The sequence below is a fragment of the Novosphingobium profundi genome (genome assembly GCF_018491765.1).
GTDB classification, from domain to species: domain Bacteria; phylum Pseudomonadota; class Alphaproteobacteria; order Sphingomonadales; family Sphingomonadaceae; genus Novosphingobium; species Novosphingobium profundi.
Genome location: NZ_JABWCU010000016.1, coordinates 68,956 through 86,006, shown reverse-complemented (window position 1 = coordinate 86,006; position 17,051 = coordinate 68,956). Strand labels below are relative to the sequence as shown.

Genomic DNA, 17,051 nt, shown 5'->3' with positions numbered 1-17,051 from the left:
CTGGCGCGGCTTGCGCTAGGCTCGTGCCCGAAATGACCGTTCCCTACCAGATCCTGAGCCGCAGGGCCGATTTCCTCGCTGCCAACAAGGGCACGCGGGTGGCGCGCGCGGGTTTCGTGCTGCTTGCCAATCGCAACGCGGGCGAGGGGGTGCGGGCGGGCATCACCGTCACCAAGAGAATCGGCAACGCGGTCGTGCGCAACCGCATGAAGCGTCGCTTTCGGGCGCTCCTTCGCGAACTCCTGCCCGAACATGGCCTGCCCGACACCGACCACGTCTTGATCGGGCGCGAGAACGGGGTCGAGCGCGACTTCGCTCTGCTGCGCCAGGAACTGGTCGCGGCGCTGGGCCGGGCGCGCGAGGGCAAGGGCGATCCGCCGCGCGGCCCCCGCCAGGGCAAGCGTCCCCCGCGCAAGCACTCGAGCGCCGATCGTCGCAAGGCGGGCGGCGTTCCGGGGAAACCGGCGGCGCAATGAGCCGGCTGTTCGCCTTGCTGGCGCGCCTTCCCGGGCTGCTCCTGATCGCGATCGCCCGGGCCTGGCAGCTGGGTCCCTCGGCGGTAATGCCGCCCACCTGCCGCTTTTCGCCGTCCTGTTCGCAATACGCGATCGAGGCGGTGCGTGCCCACGGTGCGATTAAGGGTGGATGCTACGCGCTATGGCGTCTATTGCGCTGCCACCCTTGGGGCGGGCACGGCTACGATCCGGTGCCCGGAACCGAAATGAAATCCAAAAGCGACACCGACCATCCGGACCGCTGTTGCCACTGACGAGACGACGACAGGAAAGCCTTCGTGCAGAACCAGCGTAATATCATTCTAGCGGTCGTGTTGACGGCGCTTGTCCTTTTCGGGTGGGAGGCCGGTGTCGGCTACTTCTACCCCCAGGCCAAGACCCCGGTGCAGACCGTCCAGGCCGGCGGAGCCGAGGAAGCCACCAAGCCGACCAAGCCCACCCGTGAAGGTGGCTTGCGCGACGCGGCCGAGATGGCGCTCGAGCAGAAGGACCTGAAGACCGCGCTGGCAGGAGGCTCGCGCGTCGCCATCGCGGCGCCGGGCGTGTCGGGTTCGATCAACCTGACCGGCGGCCTCGTCGACGATCTCGTGCTCAATCGCCACCGCGAGACGGTGAAGAAGGATTCGGGCCCCGTCCGCATCTATTCGCCCGCCGGCACACCCGCGCAGCAGTTCGCCCAGTTCGGCTGGGTCGGGCAGGGCTCGGCGACGCCCAACGGCAAGACCGTCTGGACCGCACCCGCCGGCGCCAAGCTGACCCCGGCGAGCCCGGTCACGCTGACCTGGAACAACGGCCAGGGCCAGACCTTCGCGCTGACCTACAAGGTCGACGACAACTACATGCTGACGGTCGAGCAATCGGTCGCCAACACCGGCAAGGCGCCGGTGGTGGTGCAGCCCTTCGCGCTCATCAACCGTACCGACCTCACCGCCAGCCTCGACAGCTTCCAGGTCCATTCGGGCCCGGTCGGCGCGTTCGACGGTTCGGTTTCGTTCGGCACCAACTACAAGGACGTCGCCGAGGACGGCACCGTGAACCCGGCGGGCAAGGCGGACTGGATCGGCTTCACCGACGTCTACTGGATGTCGACGCTGGCCCCCGTCGGCGCCAAGGCCGAGGGTACTTACCGCTCGCTCGGCAACGACCTGTTCCGCGCCGACCTGATGTACGACCAGCAGGCGCTGCAGCCGGGCCAGAAGCTCAGCCGCACGACCAAGCTCTTCGCCGGCGCCAAGGAGCACGCCGTGCTCGATGCCTACGAAAAGCAGGGCATCACCAATTTTGGCCTCGCGATCGACTGGGGCTGGTTCCGCTGGTTCGAGAAGCCGATCTTCTGGCTGCTCACCAGCCTGTTCAAGCTTGTCGGCAACTTTGGCGTGGCGATCATCCTGCTTACCGCCATCGTGCGCGGCGTGATGTTCCCGATCGCCCAGCGCGGCTTCGCCTCGATGGCCGCGATGCGCGCCGTCCAGCCCAAGATGAAGGCGATCCAGGAACGCTACAAGGACGACAAGCAGAAGCAGCAGCAGGAGGTCATGAAGCTCTACAAGGAGGAAGGCGTGAACCCGCTCGCGGGCTGCCTCCCCATGGTGCTTCAGATTCCGGTGTTCTTCGCGCTCTACAAGACCCTGATCCTGGCCATCGAGATGCGCCACCAGCCCTTCGTGCTGTGGATCAAGGACCTTTCGGCGCCCGATCCGCTGCACATCCTGAACCTGTTCGGCCTGCTGCCCTTCGATCCGCCCAGCTTCCTGGGCATCGGCGTGCTGGCGCTGCTGCTCGGCGTGACCATGTTCCTGCAGTTCCGCCTCAATCCGGCGCAGATGGACCCCGCCCAGCAGCAGATCTTCATGATCATGCCCTGGTTCATGATGTTCGTCATGGCGCCCTTCGCCTCGGGTCTGCTGCTCTACTGGATCACCTCGAACCTGCTCACCATCGCGCAGCAGAAGTACCTGTATTCCAGGCATCCGCAGCTCAAGGCGCAGGCGGCCAAGGTGGCCGAGGATACGGAGCGGGCGAAGGCCCGCGAGAAGGGCAAGGCCTGACGTGGACGCACAGGATTTCCTTGGCGGCAAGGAAGAGCGCGACGGGGCGCTGATCGAGGAGGCGCGCAAGCTCTTCTCGGGCCCCGTCACCTTCCTCAAGAGCGCGCCCGACCTCAAGTTCCTGCCCGATCCCAACGCTCCCGAGGTCGCTTTCGCCGGCCGTTCGAACGTGGGCAAGTCCTCGCTCCTCAATGCGTTGACCGGGCGCAAGGCGATCGCGCGCACTTCGGTGACCCCGGGGCGCACGCAGGAGCTCAACTTCTTCGAAGTGGGCGATCCGCTCCAGTTCAGGCTGGTCGACATGCCCGGCTACGGCTTCGCCAAGGCCCCGCTTTCGGTGGTCGAGAAGTGGCGCCGCCTGGTGCGCGACTATCTGCGCGGGCGCGTGGTGCTCAAGCGCACGCTGGTGCTCGTCGATTCGCGCCACGGCGTGAAGCCGGTCGATGCCGAGATGATGAAGATGCTCGACGAAGCCGCCGTGGGCTATCGCATCGTCCTCACCAAGGCCGACAAGATCAAGGCGAGCGAGCTGGAGAAGGTCCACGCCGAGACGCTCGCCGAGGCGCGCAAGCACCCGGCAGCCTTCCCGCAGGTGCATGTCACAAGCTCGGAAAAAGGCCTTGGTATCGAGGAGCTGCGCGCGGCCGTACTGGGCGATTCGCGTCTCTGATCACGCCGGCTTGCCCAAGTGCAAGCCGGTGGATCGGGCGGGAATGTGCGATTGCGACCGGCGCGTGACGATTGCGTGACGCGCGCTGGGAGGGTATCGGGCGCCGGGTTTGCCGCGAATCGGCGGTGCCTTTCTCCCACTCGTCACCCCAGCCAGCCCAGGGGGCCAAGGACACTACGTGCGCCAGATTGCCGTTCTTCCCTACCGCACCGAAAGCCCCTCGGTCGATTCGCCGATCCAGATCCTGCTGATCACCTCGCGCGCGACGCGCCGCTGGGTGATCCCCAAGGGCGGGTTGATGAAGGGGCTGAGCCCGCACGCGGCGGCGGCGCAGGAAGCCGAGGAAGAGGCGGGCGTGCTGGGTGCGGCCTGCCCCACGCCGCTGGGGTCCTACCGCTATCGCAAGCGGCGCTCCTCGGGCGCGCATGTCTGGGCCGACGTCGACGTGTTCCCCTTCGCGGTCACGGAGATGCTCGACACCTGGGACGAGCAGCACCAGCGCGAACGCCGCTGGTTCTCGCTGACCGAGGCGGCCAAGGCGGTCGACGAAGACGATTTGAGGGCGCTTATCCGCTCGTTCGGTGCGCGAGAGTTCCGCGCCGCCGCAAGCCCGGCACGCATGCTGGGCGTGGTGGCCGACAGGACAGGAGTCAATGCAATGTTCGCCTGGTTTCAGAAGCTGCTCCCCCACCAGGGTGAGTTCTTCGACCTTTTCGAGAAGCAGGCCGCGACGCTCGTCGCCGGTGCCGATGCCCTCGCGCGTCTCGCGCAGGGTGGATCGGGCCGCAATCAGCACATCCGCGAGATCGAGGAGCGCGAGCACGACGCCGACGAGATCACCCGTGAGGTGCTGCAAAGCGTGCGCCGCACCTTCCTGACGCCCTTCGACCGTTCGGCGATCACCAGCCTGATCACCACGATGGACGATGCCATCGACGAGATGCAGCAGGTGGCCGGCGCGGTCAGTCTTTACGAGGTGGCCGAGTTCGAGCCCGAGATGATCGACATGTGCGCGATCATCGTCGATGCCGCGCGCCTCACCGCCGAGATCATGCCGCTGGTGCGCAAGATCGCCGACAACGGCCACCGTCTGCACGAGCTGACCGAGCGCCTGGTGCGCATGGAAGGCCACGCCGACGACATCCACGCCTCGGGCCTCAAGCGGGTGTTCAAGGCCAGTGCGGGCAAGGATCCGCTGCACTTCATCGTGCGCCAGGAAATGTTCAAGCGGCTCGAACGCGTCGTCGACCGCTTCGAGGACGTGGCCAACGAGATCGACGGTCTCGTCATCGACCACGCCTGATCGAACAGCGCCTCACGCATCATGGACCACACGCTCGCCCTGCCGCTGCTCGTCGGCCTCGTCGCCCTTGCGCTTGCCTTTGACTTCCTCAACGGGCTGCACGACGCGGCCAACGCCATTGCGACGGTCGTCGCCACGCGCTTGCTCTCCCCGGTGGTGGCGGTGCTCTTCGCGGCGGGCGGCAATTTCGTCGCCTACTGGTTCGTCGGCCTGCACGTGGCCGAGACCGTGGGCAAGGGCATCGTCTCGGCCGACGCGATCACCCCCTCGGTGGTGTTCGGCGCGCTGGTCGGCGCGATGTTCTGGAACGTGCTGACCTGGATCAAGGGGATTCCCTCCAGTTCGAGCCACGCGCTCATCGGGGGCCTCCTCGGCGCAGGGATCATGCACGGCGGTTTCGGCGTCGTCGAAAGCTCGGGCACGACCAAGACCGTGGTCGCGATCTTCCTCTCGCCGCTCATCGGCTTCGCCATCGCGATGGTCTTGATGCTGGTGACGAGCTGGCTCTTCAAGGGCACCAGCCCGCGCGGCTCGACCACGATCTTCAAGACGCTGCACCTGTTCTCGGCCGCCGCCTATTCGATCAGCCACGGCGGCAACGACGCGCAGAAGACCATGGGCATCATCGCGGTGCTGCTCTACTCGACGGGGCACCTGCAGGGCGGCTTCCACGTCCCCGAATGGGTCGTCCTCGCCTGCTACACCGCGATCGCGCTCGGCACGCTTTCGGGGGGCTGGAAGATCATCAAGACGATGGGCTCCAAGCTCACCAAGCTCAACCACCACTCGGGCTTCTGCGCTTCGAGCGCGGGTTCGATCGTGGTATTCGGCGCCAGCGCGCTCGGCATTCCGGTTTCGACCACGCACGCCATCACCGGCTCGGTGGTGGGCACGGGCGCCGCGCGCCGGGCGAGCGCGGTGCGCTGGTCGGTAGCCAGCCGCGTGATCGTCGCCTGGTTCATCACCATTCCCGCGAGCGCGGCGGTGGGCGCGCTGTTCTACCTCATTACCCGCCTGTTCTGAGCGCGCCTGCACGCGCGTGCAGACCTCGACATCGCGGCGTCCAGTCTCTAGGCCCGTCGGGCGACTGGCAGAAGGAAGGCGCTCCTCCACGTGAAGCTCATCATCGGTAACAAGAACTACTCCAGCTGGTCGCTGCGCGGCTGGCTGGCGTGCAAGCAGTCGGGCCTCCACTTCGAGGAGCTGACCGTGCCGATCCTGGGCGAGGACTGGGAGCACATCAAGTCGAGCACCGACGAGCTCGCCCCCAGCCACGGCAAGGTGCCGATCCTGTGGGACGGCGAGGCCGTGGTTTGGGACAGCCTCGCGATCATCGACTACCTCGCCGACAAGGTCGGGCGTGACCGCTTCTGGCCCAAGGACGAGGCCGCGCGCGCGATGGCGCGCTCGATGGTCGCCGAAATGCACTCGAGCTACATGCCGCTGCGCCGCACGCTGCCGATGAACGTGCGCCGCCGCGTGCCCGATGCGCCGATGAACGAGGACGTACGCGCCGACATCGTGCGTATCCTCACGCTCTGGGCCGAGGCGCGCGCGCGTTTCGGGCATGGCGGGCCGTTCCTGTTCGGCACGTTTGGCGCGGCGGACGTGATCTACGCGCCGGTCGTCAGCCGTTTTCTGACTTACGGCATCGGCGTCCCCGGTTTCGCGCAGGCCTACATGCAGGCGGTGTGGGAGCACGACTGGATGCAGGCCTGGATCGCGGCGGCCGAAGCCGAGGAATGGGTGATTGAGCAGTACGAGACGCCGGTCAGATGAGCATGAACCGTTTCCGGAGAGCCCTGACGGGTCTTTGCGCGCTCGCCGCGTTCACGTTTTCCGCGAGCCCCGCCCTGGCCTGGGGCGCGATGGGGCACCGCACCGTCGGAGCGATCGCCTGGGCCAACGTCAAGCCCACGACGCGCCAGGCGATCACCCGGCTGCTGGCGCACCAGCGCGAGATCGACACGCCCGAATGCGCGATGAAGACGATCGAGGACGCCGCGGTCTGGCCCGATTGCATCAAGGGTGAACGCTGGCGCTGGGCTTTCGCCTCCTCGTGGCATTACCACGACCAGCCGGTCTGCGGCGATTTCAACCTCAAGGACGAGTGCCGCGACGGCAATTGCGTGACCGCGCAGATCGAGCGCAACGAAAAGCTGCTCGCCGACCGCAAGCTCGCCCCCGTGCTGCGTCTTCAGGCGCTGGCTTTCGTGGTCCACTTCGTGGGCGACGTGCACCAGCCGCTCCATGTGGGCGAGAACCACGACATGGGCGGCAACGCGGTCAAGGCGGACTATGGCGATGCCCCGGGGCGCAATCTCCACTCGATCTGGGACGGGGTGCTGGCCGAGCGGGCGATCACCTCGGCGCGCCCGCCGCTGGTGCGCGCTTACAGCGCGGCCGAGAAGGCGCGCCTCGCCACCGGTTCGGTCGAGGACTGGGCGCGCGAGAGCTGGGAAGTCTCGCGCGATTTCCTTTATCCCGCGGCATTCGGAGGCGCGCTTCCCTGCGCAGCCAAGGAGCCTGTGCGCGTGGTGTGGAGCAACGCGGCGATCGAGCAGGCAATCCCCATCGTCGACGAGCGAATCGAGCGCGCGGGCCTGCGCCTTGCCCACATGCTCGACGCCGCGCTCGCCTCCTGACCGGCTCGGGACAACCGGCTCAGGGAAGAGCCTGATAAGGCAAGGGGTAAACTACCTAGATCGGGCGCTTTCAGGGCACCCCGCTTTGATCTCGATCCACAGGGGCGTAAGGATTTTCCCATCCATTCGATGGAGGAGAAGATGCTGTACACCAAGATGATAGCAGCCTTGAGCGCCGGCCTGCTCGTGGCCGGAGCTCCGCTTGCCGCCGATCCGCCCAAGCCACCCCAGCACGCTCCCCAGAAGAAGCCGCCGGCCAAGAAACCGACGGGTGGCAAGCCCAGTGGTAACAAGCCCAAGCCTGGTGGTGGTGGCAAGCCCAAACCGGGCGGTGGCAACTCGCAGGGCCATCACGGTGGCCCGCCGCCCAAGTCATCGGGGCATCACGACAACGGCAACCACCATAACAACAACCGCTACGACGAGCATGGGCGCTACCGTGAGCCACAGCGGATCGACCGCAACAGCCACGTCTGGCGCGGTTCGGACGGGCATTATCACTGCCGCCGCGACAACGGCACGACGGGCCTCCTGATCGGGGCGGGCCTCGGCGCGCTGGCGGGCAATGCGCTGGCGGGCAACGGCGACAAGACGATCGGCTCGCTGCTTGGCGGTACGCTGGGCGGGGCGCTTGGCCGCGAGATCGACCGCGGCAATCTCCAGTGCCGTTGATCGCCTGAACGTTGAGACACCACGAGAAAGGGCCCGGCGTTCGCAACGCCGGGCCCTTTCGATTTCAGGCTGTCACTCGCCGGACTTCGCGGCGTGGCTCGCCGGTCGCGCACCAGAATAGGGTGTGCCGTCCTTGTGGATGTAGCCGTCCTCGCCCCAGGCCATGTCGATATCGGAGTAGACCCCGCCTTCTTCGCGACCCGCGCCCACGGCGACGAAGAGGCACGGGGCGGTGCTTTCGTTGATGAGGCAATGGCCATTGGCGGTGCCCGCTGGCCAGGCGCAGACGTCGCCCGCGACGATCCGCGTGCGCCCGCTGTCCTCGACGAGCGTGGCCTCGCCCGCGAGCATGATCACCAGTTCGTCCTCGCCGTGGTGCCAGTGACGCTGGCTCGAGGCCGCGCCGGGCTCGAGCCGCACATGACTGGCATTCATGTGGGTGAGGCCGCCTGCGGGTGCGAGACGCTTCCACCAGCGGCCCGCCACGGCTTCGTCGAAAGGAGCCGGGTATCCGGTCGCATTCGAGGCGGTGAGGGCGTCGAGATCGATTCTGGGCATCGAAGTGGTTCCACTGGCTATGGTCAAGGCCGGGCGCTTGTGCGATGGCGACGCACTATGTCTCAGACCCTGCAAACCACCGCAAGCGCTCTCGATCGGGCCGAGGCCCTGATTGCCTGCCCCAGCGTCACCCCGGCCACCGGAATGGTGTTCGACTGCCTTGAAGAACAGCTCGCGCCGCTGGGCTTTTCGGTCCACCGCTTCGTCGCCGGAGAGGCGCCCGATGGCCCGGTGGAGAACCTTTATGCGGTGCGCCGGGGCCCCGAAGGCAGCCGCCACTTTTCCTTCGCCGGCCATGTCGACGTGGTACCCCCGGGCGAGGGCTGGACTTCGGCTCCGTTCCTGCCCGAACGGCGCGGCGAGCTGCTTTACGGGCGCGGCGCGGTTGACATGAAGGGCTCGATCGCGGCGATGGTCGCTGCGGCCGCCGAAATTCCGGCCGAGGCGGGCACGATCAGCTTCATCATCACCGGGGACGAGGAAGGCCCGGCGACGTACGGCACCCGCGCGCTGATGGACTGGATGGCCGCGAACGGTGAAAAGCCCGACCTGATCCTGGTGGGCGAACCCACCTCGGTACATCGCCTCGGCGACATGATGAAGATCGGCCGGCGCGGTTCGGTCAACATCTTCCTGAGCGTCGAGGGCGTGCAGGGCCACGTGGCCTACCCGCACCTCGCCGACAACCCGATCACCAGGCTGGTCGCGATGCTCGCCGAGCTCGACGCGCTTATGCTCGATGAGGGGACCGACTGGTTCCAGGCCTCGAACCTGGAGGTTACCGACCTTGCGGTGGGCAACCCCGCGCACAACGTCATCCCGGCCAAGGCCGAGGCGCGCATCTCGATCCGCTTCAACGACCTGCACACCGGCGCCGAGCTGGGCGCGCGGGTAAGCGCGATTGCGCAGAAGCACGGCGGCATGGCCCGTCCCGTCATCTCGGGCGAGGCGTTCCTGACCGAGCCGGGCGCCTTCTCGACGATGCTGGCCGAGGCGATCCGCGCCGAGACCGGTGTCGAGCCCGAACTGTCGACCAGCGGGGGCACGTCGGATGCGCGCTTCCTCAAGGACATCGCGCCCGTCATCGAATTCGGCCTGTGCAACGCGACGATGCACAAGCGCGACGAGGCGGTGGCCATCGCCGATCTCGAAGCGCTCGCGCGCATCTATCGCCGGGTGACCGAGGCCGCTTTCGCACGCTGATCGCCGCAGCGCGGGCAACTGTCGGGGCCGGGGCGGCATGCGCGCCGCGCCGGCCCGCGCCGGGGAGTTCGCGCTGCGTCGGATTGACCCGCTCCAAGGGGCTGTTAGGGTCGGCGGCTTCCTCCGACGCCACCATTTATCAAGGGGTACGCAATGGGCAGGCGCCTGACACTCTACATTCTGATCGGCATGGTCCTGGGCATCGTCGCCGGCTACATCCTTCACGCCACGCTGCCCGGTGACAGCCCGGTCCTCAAGCAGTGGACCGACTACTTCCGGCTGCTGCCCGACGTCTTCCTCAAGCTCATCAAGATGATTCTCGCGCCGCTGGTCTTCGCGACGATCGTGACCGGTATCGCGGGGATGGGCGACAGCTCGGCGCTGGGGCGCATCGGCGGAAAGGCACTGGCCTGGTTCATCACCGCCAGCCTCACTTCGCTCGCGCTCGGCCTTGTCCTCGTCAATCTGTTCCAGCCGGGCGTCGGCGTCGGGCTCGACACCGCCGCGGGCGTGGGTGACCTCGAGATGGGCGAGCTGACGCTGCGTCACTTCATCCTCGAAATCTTCCCGGCAAGCCCGATCGCGGCGATGGCCGAGAACAACATCCTCCAGATCCTGGTCTTCTCGGTCTTCGTGGGCGTGGGCCTGACCGCCATCGGCGAGAAGGGCGCGCCGATCGTGCGCGGGGCCGAGGCGCTGGCCGAGCTCATGCTGCAGATCACCGGCTATGTGATGCGCTTTGCGCCTTTCGCGGTGTTCGGCGCGATCGCGGCGGTGATCGGTACGCAGGGGCTGGGCATCATCGTGACCTATGGCGTGCTGGTGAGCGAGTTCTACTTCGCGATGTTCCTGCTCTGGGTGATCCTGTTCTGCGCGGGCGGGCTGTTCCTGCGCGGCCGCGTGGTGACACTGTTCCGCTACATCCGTGAGCCGCTGCTGCTCTCGTTCTCGACCGCCTCGTCGGAAGCGAGCCTGCCCAAGCTGTTCGAGCAGCTCGACCGCTTCGGTGTGCCGCGCCGCATCTCGGGCTTCATCCTGCCGCTGGGCTACAGCTTCAACCTCGACGGCTCGATGATCTACATGACCTTCGCGACGATGTTCATCGCGCAGGCCTATGGCATCCACGTCCCGCTCTTCACGCAGATTCTCATGCTGCTGACGCTCATGGTCAGCTCCAAGGGCATCGCCGGGGTGCCGCGCGCGAGCCTGGTGGTGATCGCCGCCACGCTTACCCAGTTCGGCCTGCCGGTCGAGGGCATCGCGCTGCTGCTGGGCGTCGACACCTTCCTCGACATGGGCCGCTCGGCCACCAACGTGGTGGGCAACGCGGTCGCGACCGCGGTGATCACCCGTTCGGAAGGCATGCTCCAGCCGCTGATGGATCCCGATGCGGACGTGCCGCATGCGCCCAGCCACACCGCCGCCGACGGCCGACGCGGGCTGAATATCGATCCCGAACAGTACGAGAGCTGATCGTTTGGGGCCCTCCCTTTCGGGGGAGGGTCACTTCTCCAGCGTGACCGGCACGAACGGCGCGAGGCCGCAACCCGGGCCGCGCTCGAACCGGTTGCCGTAGCGCATCAGCGGATAGATGATGTCGGTGCGGCACAGCTGCGAGAGCGAGGTCTCGTACGTGAAGCTGTCCGCACTGCGCAGGCCCGGGCAGCGCTGGGGCAGCGTCACCCGCCAGACCTTGCCGCCTGCGGGACTGGTGAAGTCGATCGTGTAGTCGTCGCGGATGCGGGTCCCCGAGAAGCTGTTCAGCGCGAGGCAGTCGCTCGCTTCGCCGATGACCCTCGCGGCCGGACTGACCGGCGGAGCGGGGCGCGGCTCGCCTTGCGAACAGGCCGCAAGTGCGAAAACGGCGGCAAAGGCCGAAAGGGCGAGGGGCTGGGGCGCGCGGGGCATCGTCATCTCTCCGGTCTCGGGCTTGGATATGTCCGAACCGGATTAGTGTGCCACTCTCACGCGCATATGTCACATTGTGCGCGTGGCGTAACCTCAGGGCGTGGCGGGGGCCTTCCCGCGGGCAGGCTTGGCGCCAGCGGGCTTCGTGGCGGGCTTGGCGCCCTTCTCGAGAATCTTGTCCTTGAAGCTGCACAAGTCGATCACCGGACAGCGCCAGCACTCGGGGCTGCGCGCCTTGCAGATGTAGCGCCCGTGCAGGATCATCCAGTGGTGCGAGCCGACCCGGAAGGGGTTGGGGACCTTCTTCTCCAGCCCCTTCTCCACTGCCAGCGGGGTCTTGCCCTTGGCCATGCCCGTGCGGTTGGCAACGCGGAAGATATGGGTGTCGACCGCGAAGGTTTCCGCCCCGAAGGCGCAGTTGAGGACGACGTTGGCGGTCTTGCGCCCGACGCCGGGCAGCTCGACGAGCGCGTCGCGGTCGGCGGGCACTTCGCCACCGTATCTGTCGACGAGGATCTGCGAGAGCGCGATGACGTTTTTCGCCTTCGAGTTGAACAGGCCGATCGTCTTTATGTGTTCCTTGAGGCCATCCTCGCCCAGCGCCACCATCTGCGCCGGCGTCTTCACCTCCGCGAACAGCTTGCGCGTCGCCTTGTTGACCCCGACGTCAGTCGCCTGTGCCGAAAGCGTGACCGCGACGAGCAACTGGTAGACGTTGCCGAACTCCAGCTCGGTCACCGGATCGGGATTGAGTTCGGCCAGGCGGCGGAAGAATTCGAAGATGTCGTCCTTTTTCACGTCAGGTCCGTTTCATCGCCCGGGAGCGGGCCAAGGGTGGGGTCGTTGAGCGCGCGGCGGCGCTGCATGGCGTCGCTGAAGGCCGAGGCCATGATGCCGGTGGGCATTGCGACAAGACCGATGCCGCACATCGCGACGAGCGAGGCGAACATCTTGCCGAGCGGGGTGATCGGCGTGACGTCGCCATAGCCTACGCCCGTCAGCGTGATCACCGCCCACCACAGCGCGCGCGGGATCGAGCCGAAGGCCTCGGGCTGCACTTCGTGCTCGGTCCAGTACAGTGCGGTGGCGCCGAGCAGCAGCAGGCACCCGCCGAGCGCCAGTGTCACCAGCAACTCGTAGCGCCGGTCGGAAAGCGCGTGCATCAGTTCGCGCAGCGCGATCGAGAAGTGGCTGAACTTGACCAGCGCGGCAAGGCGCAACAGGCGCACGAGGCGCAGCACCGCCACGTCGGAGAAGAAGAAGGGCAGCAGCGAGGCGATCACCACGACGAGATCGAGCAGCGCGACGGGTGTCGCCATGAACCTCAGCCGCATCTTCCAGGCTGGCGCCGAAGGATCGTCCTCCACCACCGCCCAGACGCGCGCGAGGTACTCGACGCCGAAAATCGCCCCGAAGGCCATTTCGGTGGCGATGAAAAGGCGCCGGTGCGGTTCGAACAGCGTCTTCTCGCTGGCGAGTACGGTCAGCATGATGGCGAGGAAGATGGTGGTGACCATCAGCCGGTTCATCCACGACAGCCCCCGGCGCGCCTGTGCACTGTCCGAATGGATGAAGAGCTGGTCGTGGACGTAGCGGCGCAAGGCGGCGGTCTCCGGTTAGAGCCCGAGCACCTCGGGCATCGTGTAGCGGCCGGCGTCCTTCGCGAGCACCCAGAGCGCGGCCTTGACCGCACCCTTGGCGAAGATGCCACGGTTCTCGGCAAGGTGCGAGAGCGAAAGCCGCTCGTTGTCGGCGAGGAAGTGGACGGTGTGGTCGCCCGCCACGCTGCCTCCGCGCAGCGCGGCGAAGCCGATGTGGCCGACCTCGCGCGCGCCGGTAATGCCGTCGCGGCCCCGGTCGGATACGTCCGCCAGCGTCACGTCGCGACCCTTGGCGGCGGCTTCGCCCAGCAGCATCGCGGTGCCCGACGGGGCATCAACCTTCATGCGGTGGTGGGTCTCGACGATCTCGATGTCCCAGTCCTCGCCAAGACGCGAGGCAGCCTCGCGCACGAGGTGAGCGAGCAGGGTGACCCCGAGCGAGGTGTTGCCGGTCTGGAGCACGGGGATCGTGGCGGTGGCCTCGTCGATCAGCCAGTGGTGGCGCTCTTCCAGGCCGGTGGTGCCGATCACCATGGGAACCCTGGCGGCCACGGCGGCCTCGAGGTTGGCTTCGAGCGCGGCCGGGCGGGAAAAGTCGATCAGCACATCGCTCGCCGCCGCAAGCGCGTGGGCATCGCCGTCCCGGCCGATACCGCCGGCAAGGTCGTGGCCCGCGGACGCGATGGCCTCTGCAATCGCGCGCCCCATGCGCCCCTGGCTGCCGATGATTCCGATCCGTGCCACTGTCCTGCCTTTCGTGGGCGCGCCGCGGGAGGGGCGCGCGTCCTTCGTGAGGCTCCCTTAGGGGCTGTTCGGGCCGGCTGACAAGTTCCCGCGCGTGAGGGGAGAAGTCGGAGCGCGGATGGCGGGGGCAGAGGGGGCTTGAGCCGGCGCGCGCTTGCGGCAATCATGGGGGCATGATGCCTCCACGCAATATCGTCATCCTTACAGGGGCCGGGGTCTCCGCCGAGAGCGGCATTGGCACCTTTCGCGATTCGGGCGGGCTTTGGGAGCAGCACCGCGTCGAGGACGTGGCGACGCCCGAGGCCTTCGCGCGCGACCCCGATCTTGTTCACCGCTTCTACGACATGCGCCGCGAGCAGATCCAGGCGCGCGCGCCCAACGCGGCACACCTCGCGCTCGCGCGGCTGCAGCGTGACTGGCCGGGCCAGAGCGGGGGGCGCGTGACGCTGGTCACCCAGAACGTCGATGACTTGCACGACCGGGCGGCGCGCGCGGAAGGGGTGGTGGACGCCGACGTGATCCACATGCATGGCGAGCACCTGTCGGTGTGGTGCACCGCCTGCGATGCGCGCCAAGGCTGGACAGGGGCGCTCGCCGACCGTCCGGCCTGCCCGTCGTGCGGGGTGCCCGCGCTGCGCCCGGACATCGTCTGGTTTGGCGAGATGCCCTACCGGATGGAGGCGATCCTGACCGCGATCGATGAAGCCGACATGTTCGTCTCGATCGGTACCTCGGGCGCGGTCTATCCGGCCGCGGGCTTCGTGCGGACCGCCGCCGAACTGGGGGCCTGGACGCTCGAGCTCAATCTCGAGGCCTCGCAGGGTACCGACTGGTTCGACGAGGCGCGCCACGGTCCGGCGACGCGGATCGTGCCGGCCTGGGTCGAGGAAATGCTGTCAGGCGGCTGAGGCGCCTCGGCCACCACAGGCCGCGCAGGCCGGGTCCTTGGCAATGCGCATCGCGCGCATGCCCGGATTGAGCCCGTCGACGAGGTGCAGGGTGCCGTACTGCGGCTCGCCGAAGGCGGCGTGGCCCTGGGTCAGCACGCGGATCGCGTGCATCGCGGCGAAAGTGCCGATCATGCCGACCATGGCGCCGAGCACGCCATCGGCGGCGCAGGTGTCGCAGTCCTGCGCGTCGAAGGCATCGCCCACGAAGCAGCGGTAGCAGGGCTGGCCGGGCAAGTGTCCGGCGAAGTTGGCGACCTGCCCTTGGAAGCGTCCGATCGCCGCCGATGTCAGTGGGATGCCCAAATTGACACAGGCATCTGACACCGTGAGGCGAGTCGCGAAATTGTCACAGCCGTCCAATACGACGTGGGCGCCGGGGAGAATCCGGGCAGCGTTGTCACCCCCCACCCGCTCGACGACTGCCGCGACTTCAAGGCCAAGATCAAACCGCCGCACCCATTCGGCCGCCGCTTCCGCTTTAGGCTTGCCGACATCCGACGGCGTGAAAATCGTCTGGCGCTGGAGGTTGCTGACGTCGACGACGTCATCGTCCACCAGGGTGAGGCGTCCTACACCGGCTGCGGCAAGGTATTGCAGGGCTGGACTGCCGATGCCGCCGCAGCCGATCAGGACCGCGTGCGAAGAGGCCAGTGCGGCCTGGCCCGCGCCGCCGATCTCGGGCAGTACGATATGGCGCGCGAAGCGCGCGATCCGCTCGGGGGGCAGCGCGGTGGCAAGCCCGCTCACGCCGAATCGCCTTCAAGGATCGGCCGTTCCTTGCGAAAGCCGTTGAGCCCGAACCACCACTGCGCGGCGATCACTGCGCCCTTGGCCGGCTGCAGCAGCCCCAGCATCATCGCCAGCGCAAGCGGCACGACCAGCGCGAAAATGGCCAGCGGTTCCAATTCGAAATCCTTGGAGAGGAGGATGATCAGGGGGGCCAGCAGGTGGCCGGTCACGATGATCGCGATATAGGCCGGAAAATCGTCGGCGCGTTGGGGTGTCCAGTCGATCTGGCAGGCGCTGCACGAGTCGCACGGCTTGAGCCACTTGCGAAAGAGCCGGGCCTCGCCGCACCGAGGGCAATGGCCGCGTGCGGCGCGCAAGGCGGCTGCGGGGAAAGTGCCCGGAAGGGGCGTCTGGTCGGCGGCACGCATGGCCGGTTCCCTAGATCATGCAGGGGGCGGCAATCAAGCTGCTTGCGGAAGAAGGGCAGGAATGTGCGGGTTCAGGCGCCGCTGGCGATACGGACCCGGTTGCGGCCACCTTCCTTGGCCTCGTAGAGCGCGGCATCGGCGCGGCGGGCGGCCTCGCTTAGTTCCTCGTGGTTGCGCAAGGGGGCGATCCCGCAGGACAGCGTGATGGGCCAGCTCGAATCGAGCAGGCCCGAATTGAGCGCGATCGAGGCACGCAGGCGCTCCATCACCAGCCGGGCCTCGTCGAGCAGGGTATCGGGAAAGAGGATGGCGAATTCCTCGCCGCCCCAGCGGCAGCATACATCGCTGCGGCGCAAGTTCGATTCGAGCGCCTTGGCGACATTCTGGAGCAGCGTGTCCCCCGCCGCATGGCCGAAGCGATCGTTGATCAGCTTGAAGCGGTCAAGGTCGATCAGTGCGAAGGCGGCGTTGGTCTCCCCCTGCAGGACGCGTTCGGCGGCGGCCATGAAGCCCCGGCGATTGCGGATGCCGGTGAGCGGATCGTGTTCGCTCAGGGCTTCCAGGCGGGCGATGCGCGCCGAGGATTCCTCCGCCGCGGTGAGCACCCCATCGAGCAGGCGCCCCACCAGATCGTCCGCGCCGGTCGGAATGGCTTCGGGCCGCTCGCCCGACTGGATCGCCCGCAACATCCCCGTGGCCTTGCGGATCGGCGAGAGCAGGCCGTGGATCGCAAGGACGCCGAAGATCGTTCCGGCAAGCGTCGCGCCCAGAAGCACGAGCAGCGTGCCCAGCGACCAGCTTCCCAAGAGAGCCTGGAAGGCGATCGTGGTCAGGAGCGGGATGTGGACGGCGAAGAAGCAAATAAAGAGAATTCGCCATTCATAATGCCGTCGGAATAGAAATGTTGTCGCATTGTAAAAGCGCATGATCGGGGGCTTCCTGCGTCTCTCTACAGCAATGTGGCGCTGTTTCTTTCCTCTTGCATAATGAAAAGGCTCGGGAGGTGTACGTTTTTTAATCGAAATGAATAAAAAATTGACTTCTATGTATGATTTTACACATAGTTAACTGCGAAAT

At 67.0% G+C, this 17,051-nt stretch carries 20 protein-coding genes; 12 read left to right on the top strand and 8 right to left on the bottom strand.

Going from position 1 to position 17,051, the window contains the following annotated elements; translation table 11 throughout:
* The first annotated feature begins 32 nt into the window (after positions 1-32).
* From rnpA to HT136_RS18465, 9 genes are all read left to right on the top strand, one after another.
* Entirely contained in the window at positions 33-476 is a 444-nt protein-coding gene (gene rnpA, locus HT136_RS18505) for a ribonuclease P protein component (protein ID WP_214201301.1), read from the top strand.
* Complete coding sequence (gene yidD / locus HT136_RS18500) at positions 473-769, top strand: membrane protein insertion efficiency factor YidD (protein ID WP_425516904.1); 297 nt, start codon at positions 473-475, stop codon at positions 767-769. Before rnpA ends, yidD begins: the two co-directional genes overlap by 4 nt.
* Positions 770-793: 24 nt before the next feature.
* A complete protein-coding gene (gene yidC, locus HT136_RS18495) occupies positions 794-2,563 on the top strand; it encodes a membrane protein insertase YidC (protein WP_214201300.1) in 1,770 nt (589 codons plus the stop codon).
* Position 2,564: 1 nt separating this feature from the next.
* On the top strand, positions 2,565-3,233 hold the full coding sequence (yihA, locus tag HT136_RS18490) for a ribosome biogenesis GTP-binding protein YihA/YsxC (protein WP_343222237.1): 669 nt from the start codon (positions 2,565-2,567) through the stop codon (positions 3,231-3,233).
* Positions 3,234-3,411: 178 nt separating this feature from the next.
* The gene (locus tag HT136_RS18485) at positions 3,412-4,536 is read left to right on the top strand and encodes a DUF47 family protein (RefSeq protein ID WP_214201299.1); all 1,125 of its coding nucleotides are present in this window, start codon (positions 3,412-3,414) and stop codon (positions 4,534-4,536) included.
* A gap of 21 nt (positions 4,537-4,557) precedes the next feature.
* Positions 4,558-5,559 carry an inorganic phosphate transporter gene (locus tag HT136_RS18480; protein ID WP_214201298.1) on the top strand — a complete coding sequence of 334 codons (1,002 nt, stop codon included), beginning with the start codon at positions 4,558-4,560 and terminating at the stop codon, positions 5,557-5,559.
* Between the two features lie 90 nt (positions 5,560-5,649).
* Positions 5,650-6,315, top strand: coding sequence for a glutathione S-transferase family protein (locus tag HT136_RS18475; RefSeq protein WP_214201297.1), 666 nt, complete (start codon positions 5,650-5,652; stop codon positions 6,313-6,315).
* Between the two features lie 2 nt (positions 6,316-6,317).
* A complete protein-coding gene (locus tag HT136_RS18470; RefSeq protein WP_214201384.1) occupies positions 6,318-7,181 on the top strand; it encodes a S1/P1 nuclease in 864 nt (287 codons plus the stop codon).
* A 141-nt stretch (positions 7,182-7,322) separates the two neighbouring features.
* Positions 7,323-7,853, top strand: coding sequence for a glycine zipper 2TM domain-containing protein (locus HT136_RS18465; protein WP_246543890.1), 531 nt, complete (start codon positions 7,323-7,325; stop codon positions 7,851-7,853).
* A gap of 72 nt (positions 7,854-7,925) precedes the next feature.
* Here the strand turns inward: HT136_RS18465 and HT136_RS18460 are convergent, their stop codons facing one another.
* Positions 7,926-8,411, bottom strand: a complete 486-nt coding sequence (locus HT136_RS18460; protein WP_214201296.1) for a cupin domain-containing protein — start codon at positions 8,409-8,411, stop codon at positions 7,926-7,928.
* A gap of 57 nt (positions 8,412-8,468) precedes the next feature.
* Here HT136_RS18460 and dapE point away from each other — a divergent pair, with 57 nt between their 5' ends.
* Positions 8,469-9,614 (top strand): succinyl-diaminopimelate desuccinylase, encoded by a 1,146-nt coding sequence (gene dapE, locus HT136_RS18455; protein WP_214201295.1) that lies wholly within the window; start codon positions 8,469-8,471, stop codon positions 9,612-9,614.
* A 153-nt stretch (positions 9,615-9,767) separates the two neighbouring features.
* Positions 9,768-11,087, top strand: a complete 1,320-nt coding sequence (locus HT136_RS18450; protein ID WP_214201294.1) for a dicarboxylate/amino acid:cation symporter — start codon at positions 9,768-9,770, stop codon at positions 11,085-11,087.
* 30 nt (positions 11,088-11,117) lie between these two features.
* Here the strand turns inward: HT136_RS18450 and HT136_RS18445 are convergent, their stop codons facing one another.
* The 4 genes from HT136_RS18445 to dapB all read right to left on the bottom strand — a co-directional run bounded on the left by HT136_RS18445 (position 11,118) and on the right by dapB (position 13,867).
* The gene (locus HT136_RS18445) at positions 11,118-11,522 is read right to left on the bottom strand and encodes a hypothetical protein (RefSeq protein ID WP_214201293.1); all 405 of its coding nucleotides are present in this window, start codon (positions 11,520-11,522) and stop codon (positions 11,118-11,120) included.
* A gap of 93 nt (positions 11,523-11,615) precedes the next feature.
* Positions 11,616-12,320, bottom strand: a complete 705-nt coding sequence (gene nth, locus HT136_RS18440; RefSeq protein ID WP_214201292.1) for an endonuclease III — start codon at positions 12,318-12,320, stop codon at positions 11,616-11,618.
* On the bottom strand, positions 12,317-13,123 hold the full coding sequence (locus HT136_RS18435) for a potassium channel family protein (RefSeq protein ID WP_214201291.1): 807 nt from the start codon (positions 13,121-13,123) through the stop codon (positions 12,317-12,319). The genes nth and HT136_RS18435 overlap by 4 nt, the downstream gene beginning before the upstream one ends.
* 15 nt (positions 13,124-13,138) lie before the next feature.
* On the bottom strand, positions 13,139-13,867 hold the full coding sequence (gene dapB, locus HT136_RS18430; protein ID WP_214201290.1) for a 4-hydroxy-tetrahydrodipicolinate reductase: 729 nt from the start codon (positions 13,865-13,867) through the stop codon (positions 13,139-13,141).
* 173 nt (positions 13,868-14,040) lie between these two features.
* Between dapB and HT136_RS18425 the strand changes: the two genes are divergently transcribed.
* Positions 14,041-14,775, top strand: coding sequence for an NAD-dependent deacylase (locus HT136_RS18425; RefSeq protein WP_214201289.1), 735 nt, complete (start codon positions 14,041-14,043; stop codon positions 14,773-14,775).
* On the opposite strand, the gene HT136_RS18420 is transcribed toward HT136_RS18425, so the two are convergent.
* From HT136_RS18420 to HT136_RS18410, 3 genes are all read right to left on the bottom strand, one after another.
* Positions 14,764-15,564 carry a HesA/MoeB/ThiF family protein gene (locus HT136_RS18420; protein ID WP_343222236.1) on the bottom strand — a complete coding sequence of 267 codons (801 nt, stop codon included), beginning with the start codon at positions 15,562-15,564 and terminating at the stop codon, positions 14,764-14,766. The two genes, HT136_RS18425 and HT136_RS18420, sit on opposite strands and share 12 nt — an antisense overlap.
* Entirely contained in the window at positions 15,561-15,974 is a 414-nt protein-coding gene (locus tag HT136_RS18415) for a DUF983 domain-containing protein (RefSeq protein ID WP_214201288.1), read from the bottom strand. Before HT136_RS18415 ends, HT136_RS18420 begins: the two co-directional genes overlap by 4 nt.
* Before the next feature lie 71 nt (positions 15,975-16,045).
* Entirely contained in the window at positions 16,046-16,900 is an 855-nt protein-coding gene (locus HT136_RS18410; RefSeq protein ID WP_214201287.1) for a GGDEF domain-containing protein, read from the bottom strand.
* Between the last annotated feature and the right edge of the window lie 151 nt (positions 16,901-17,051).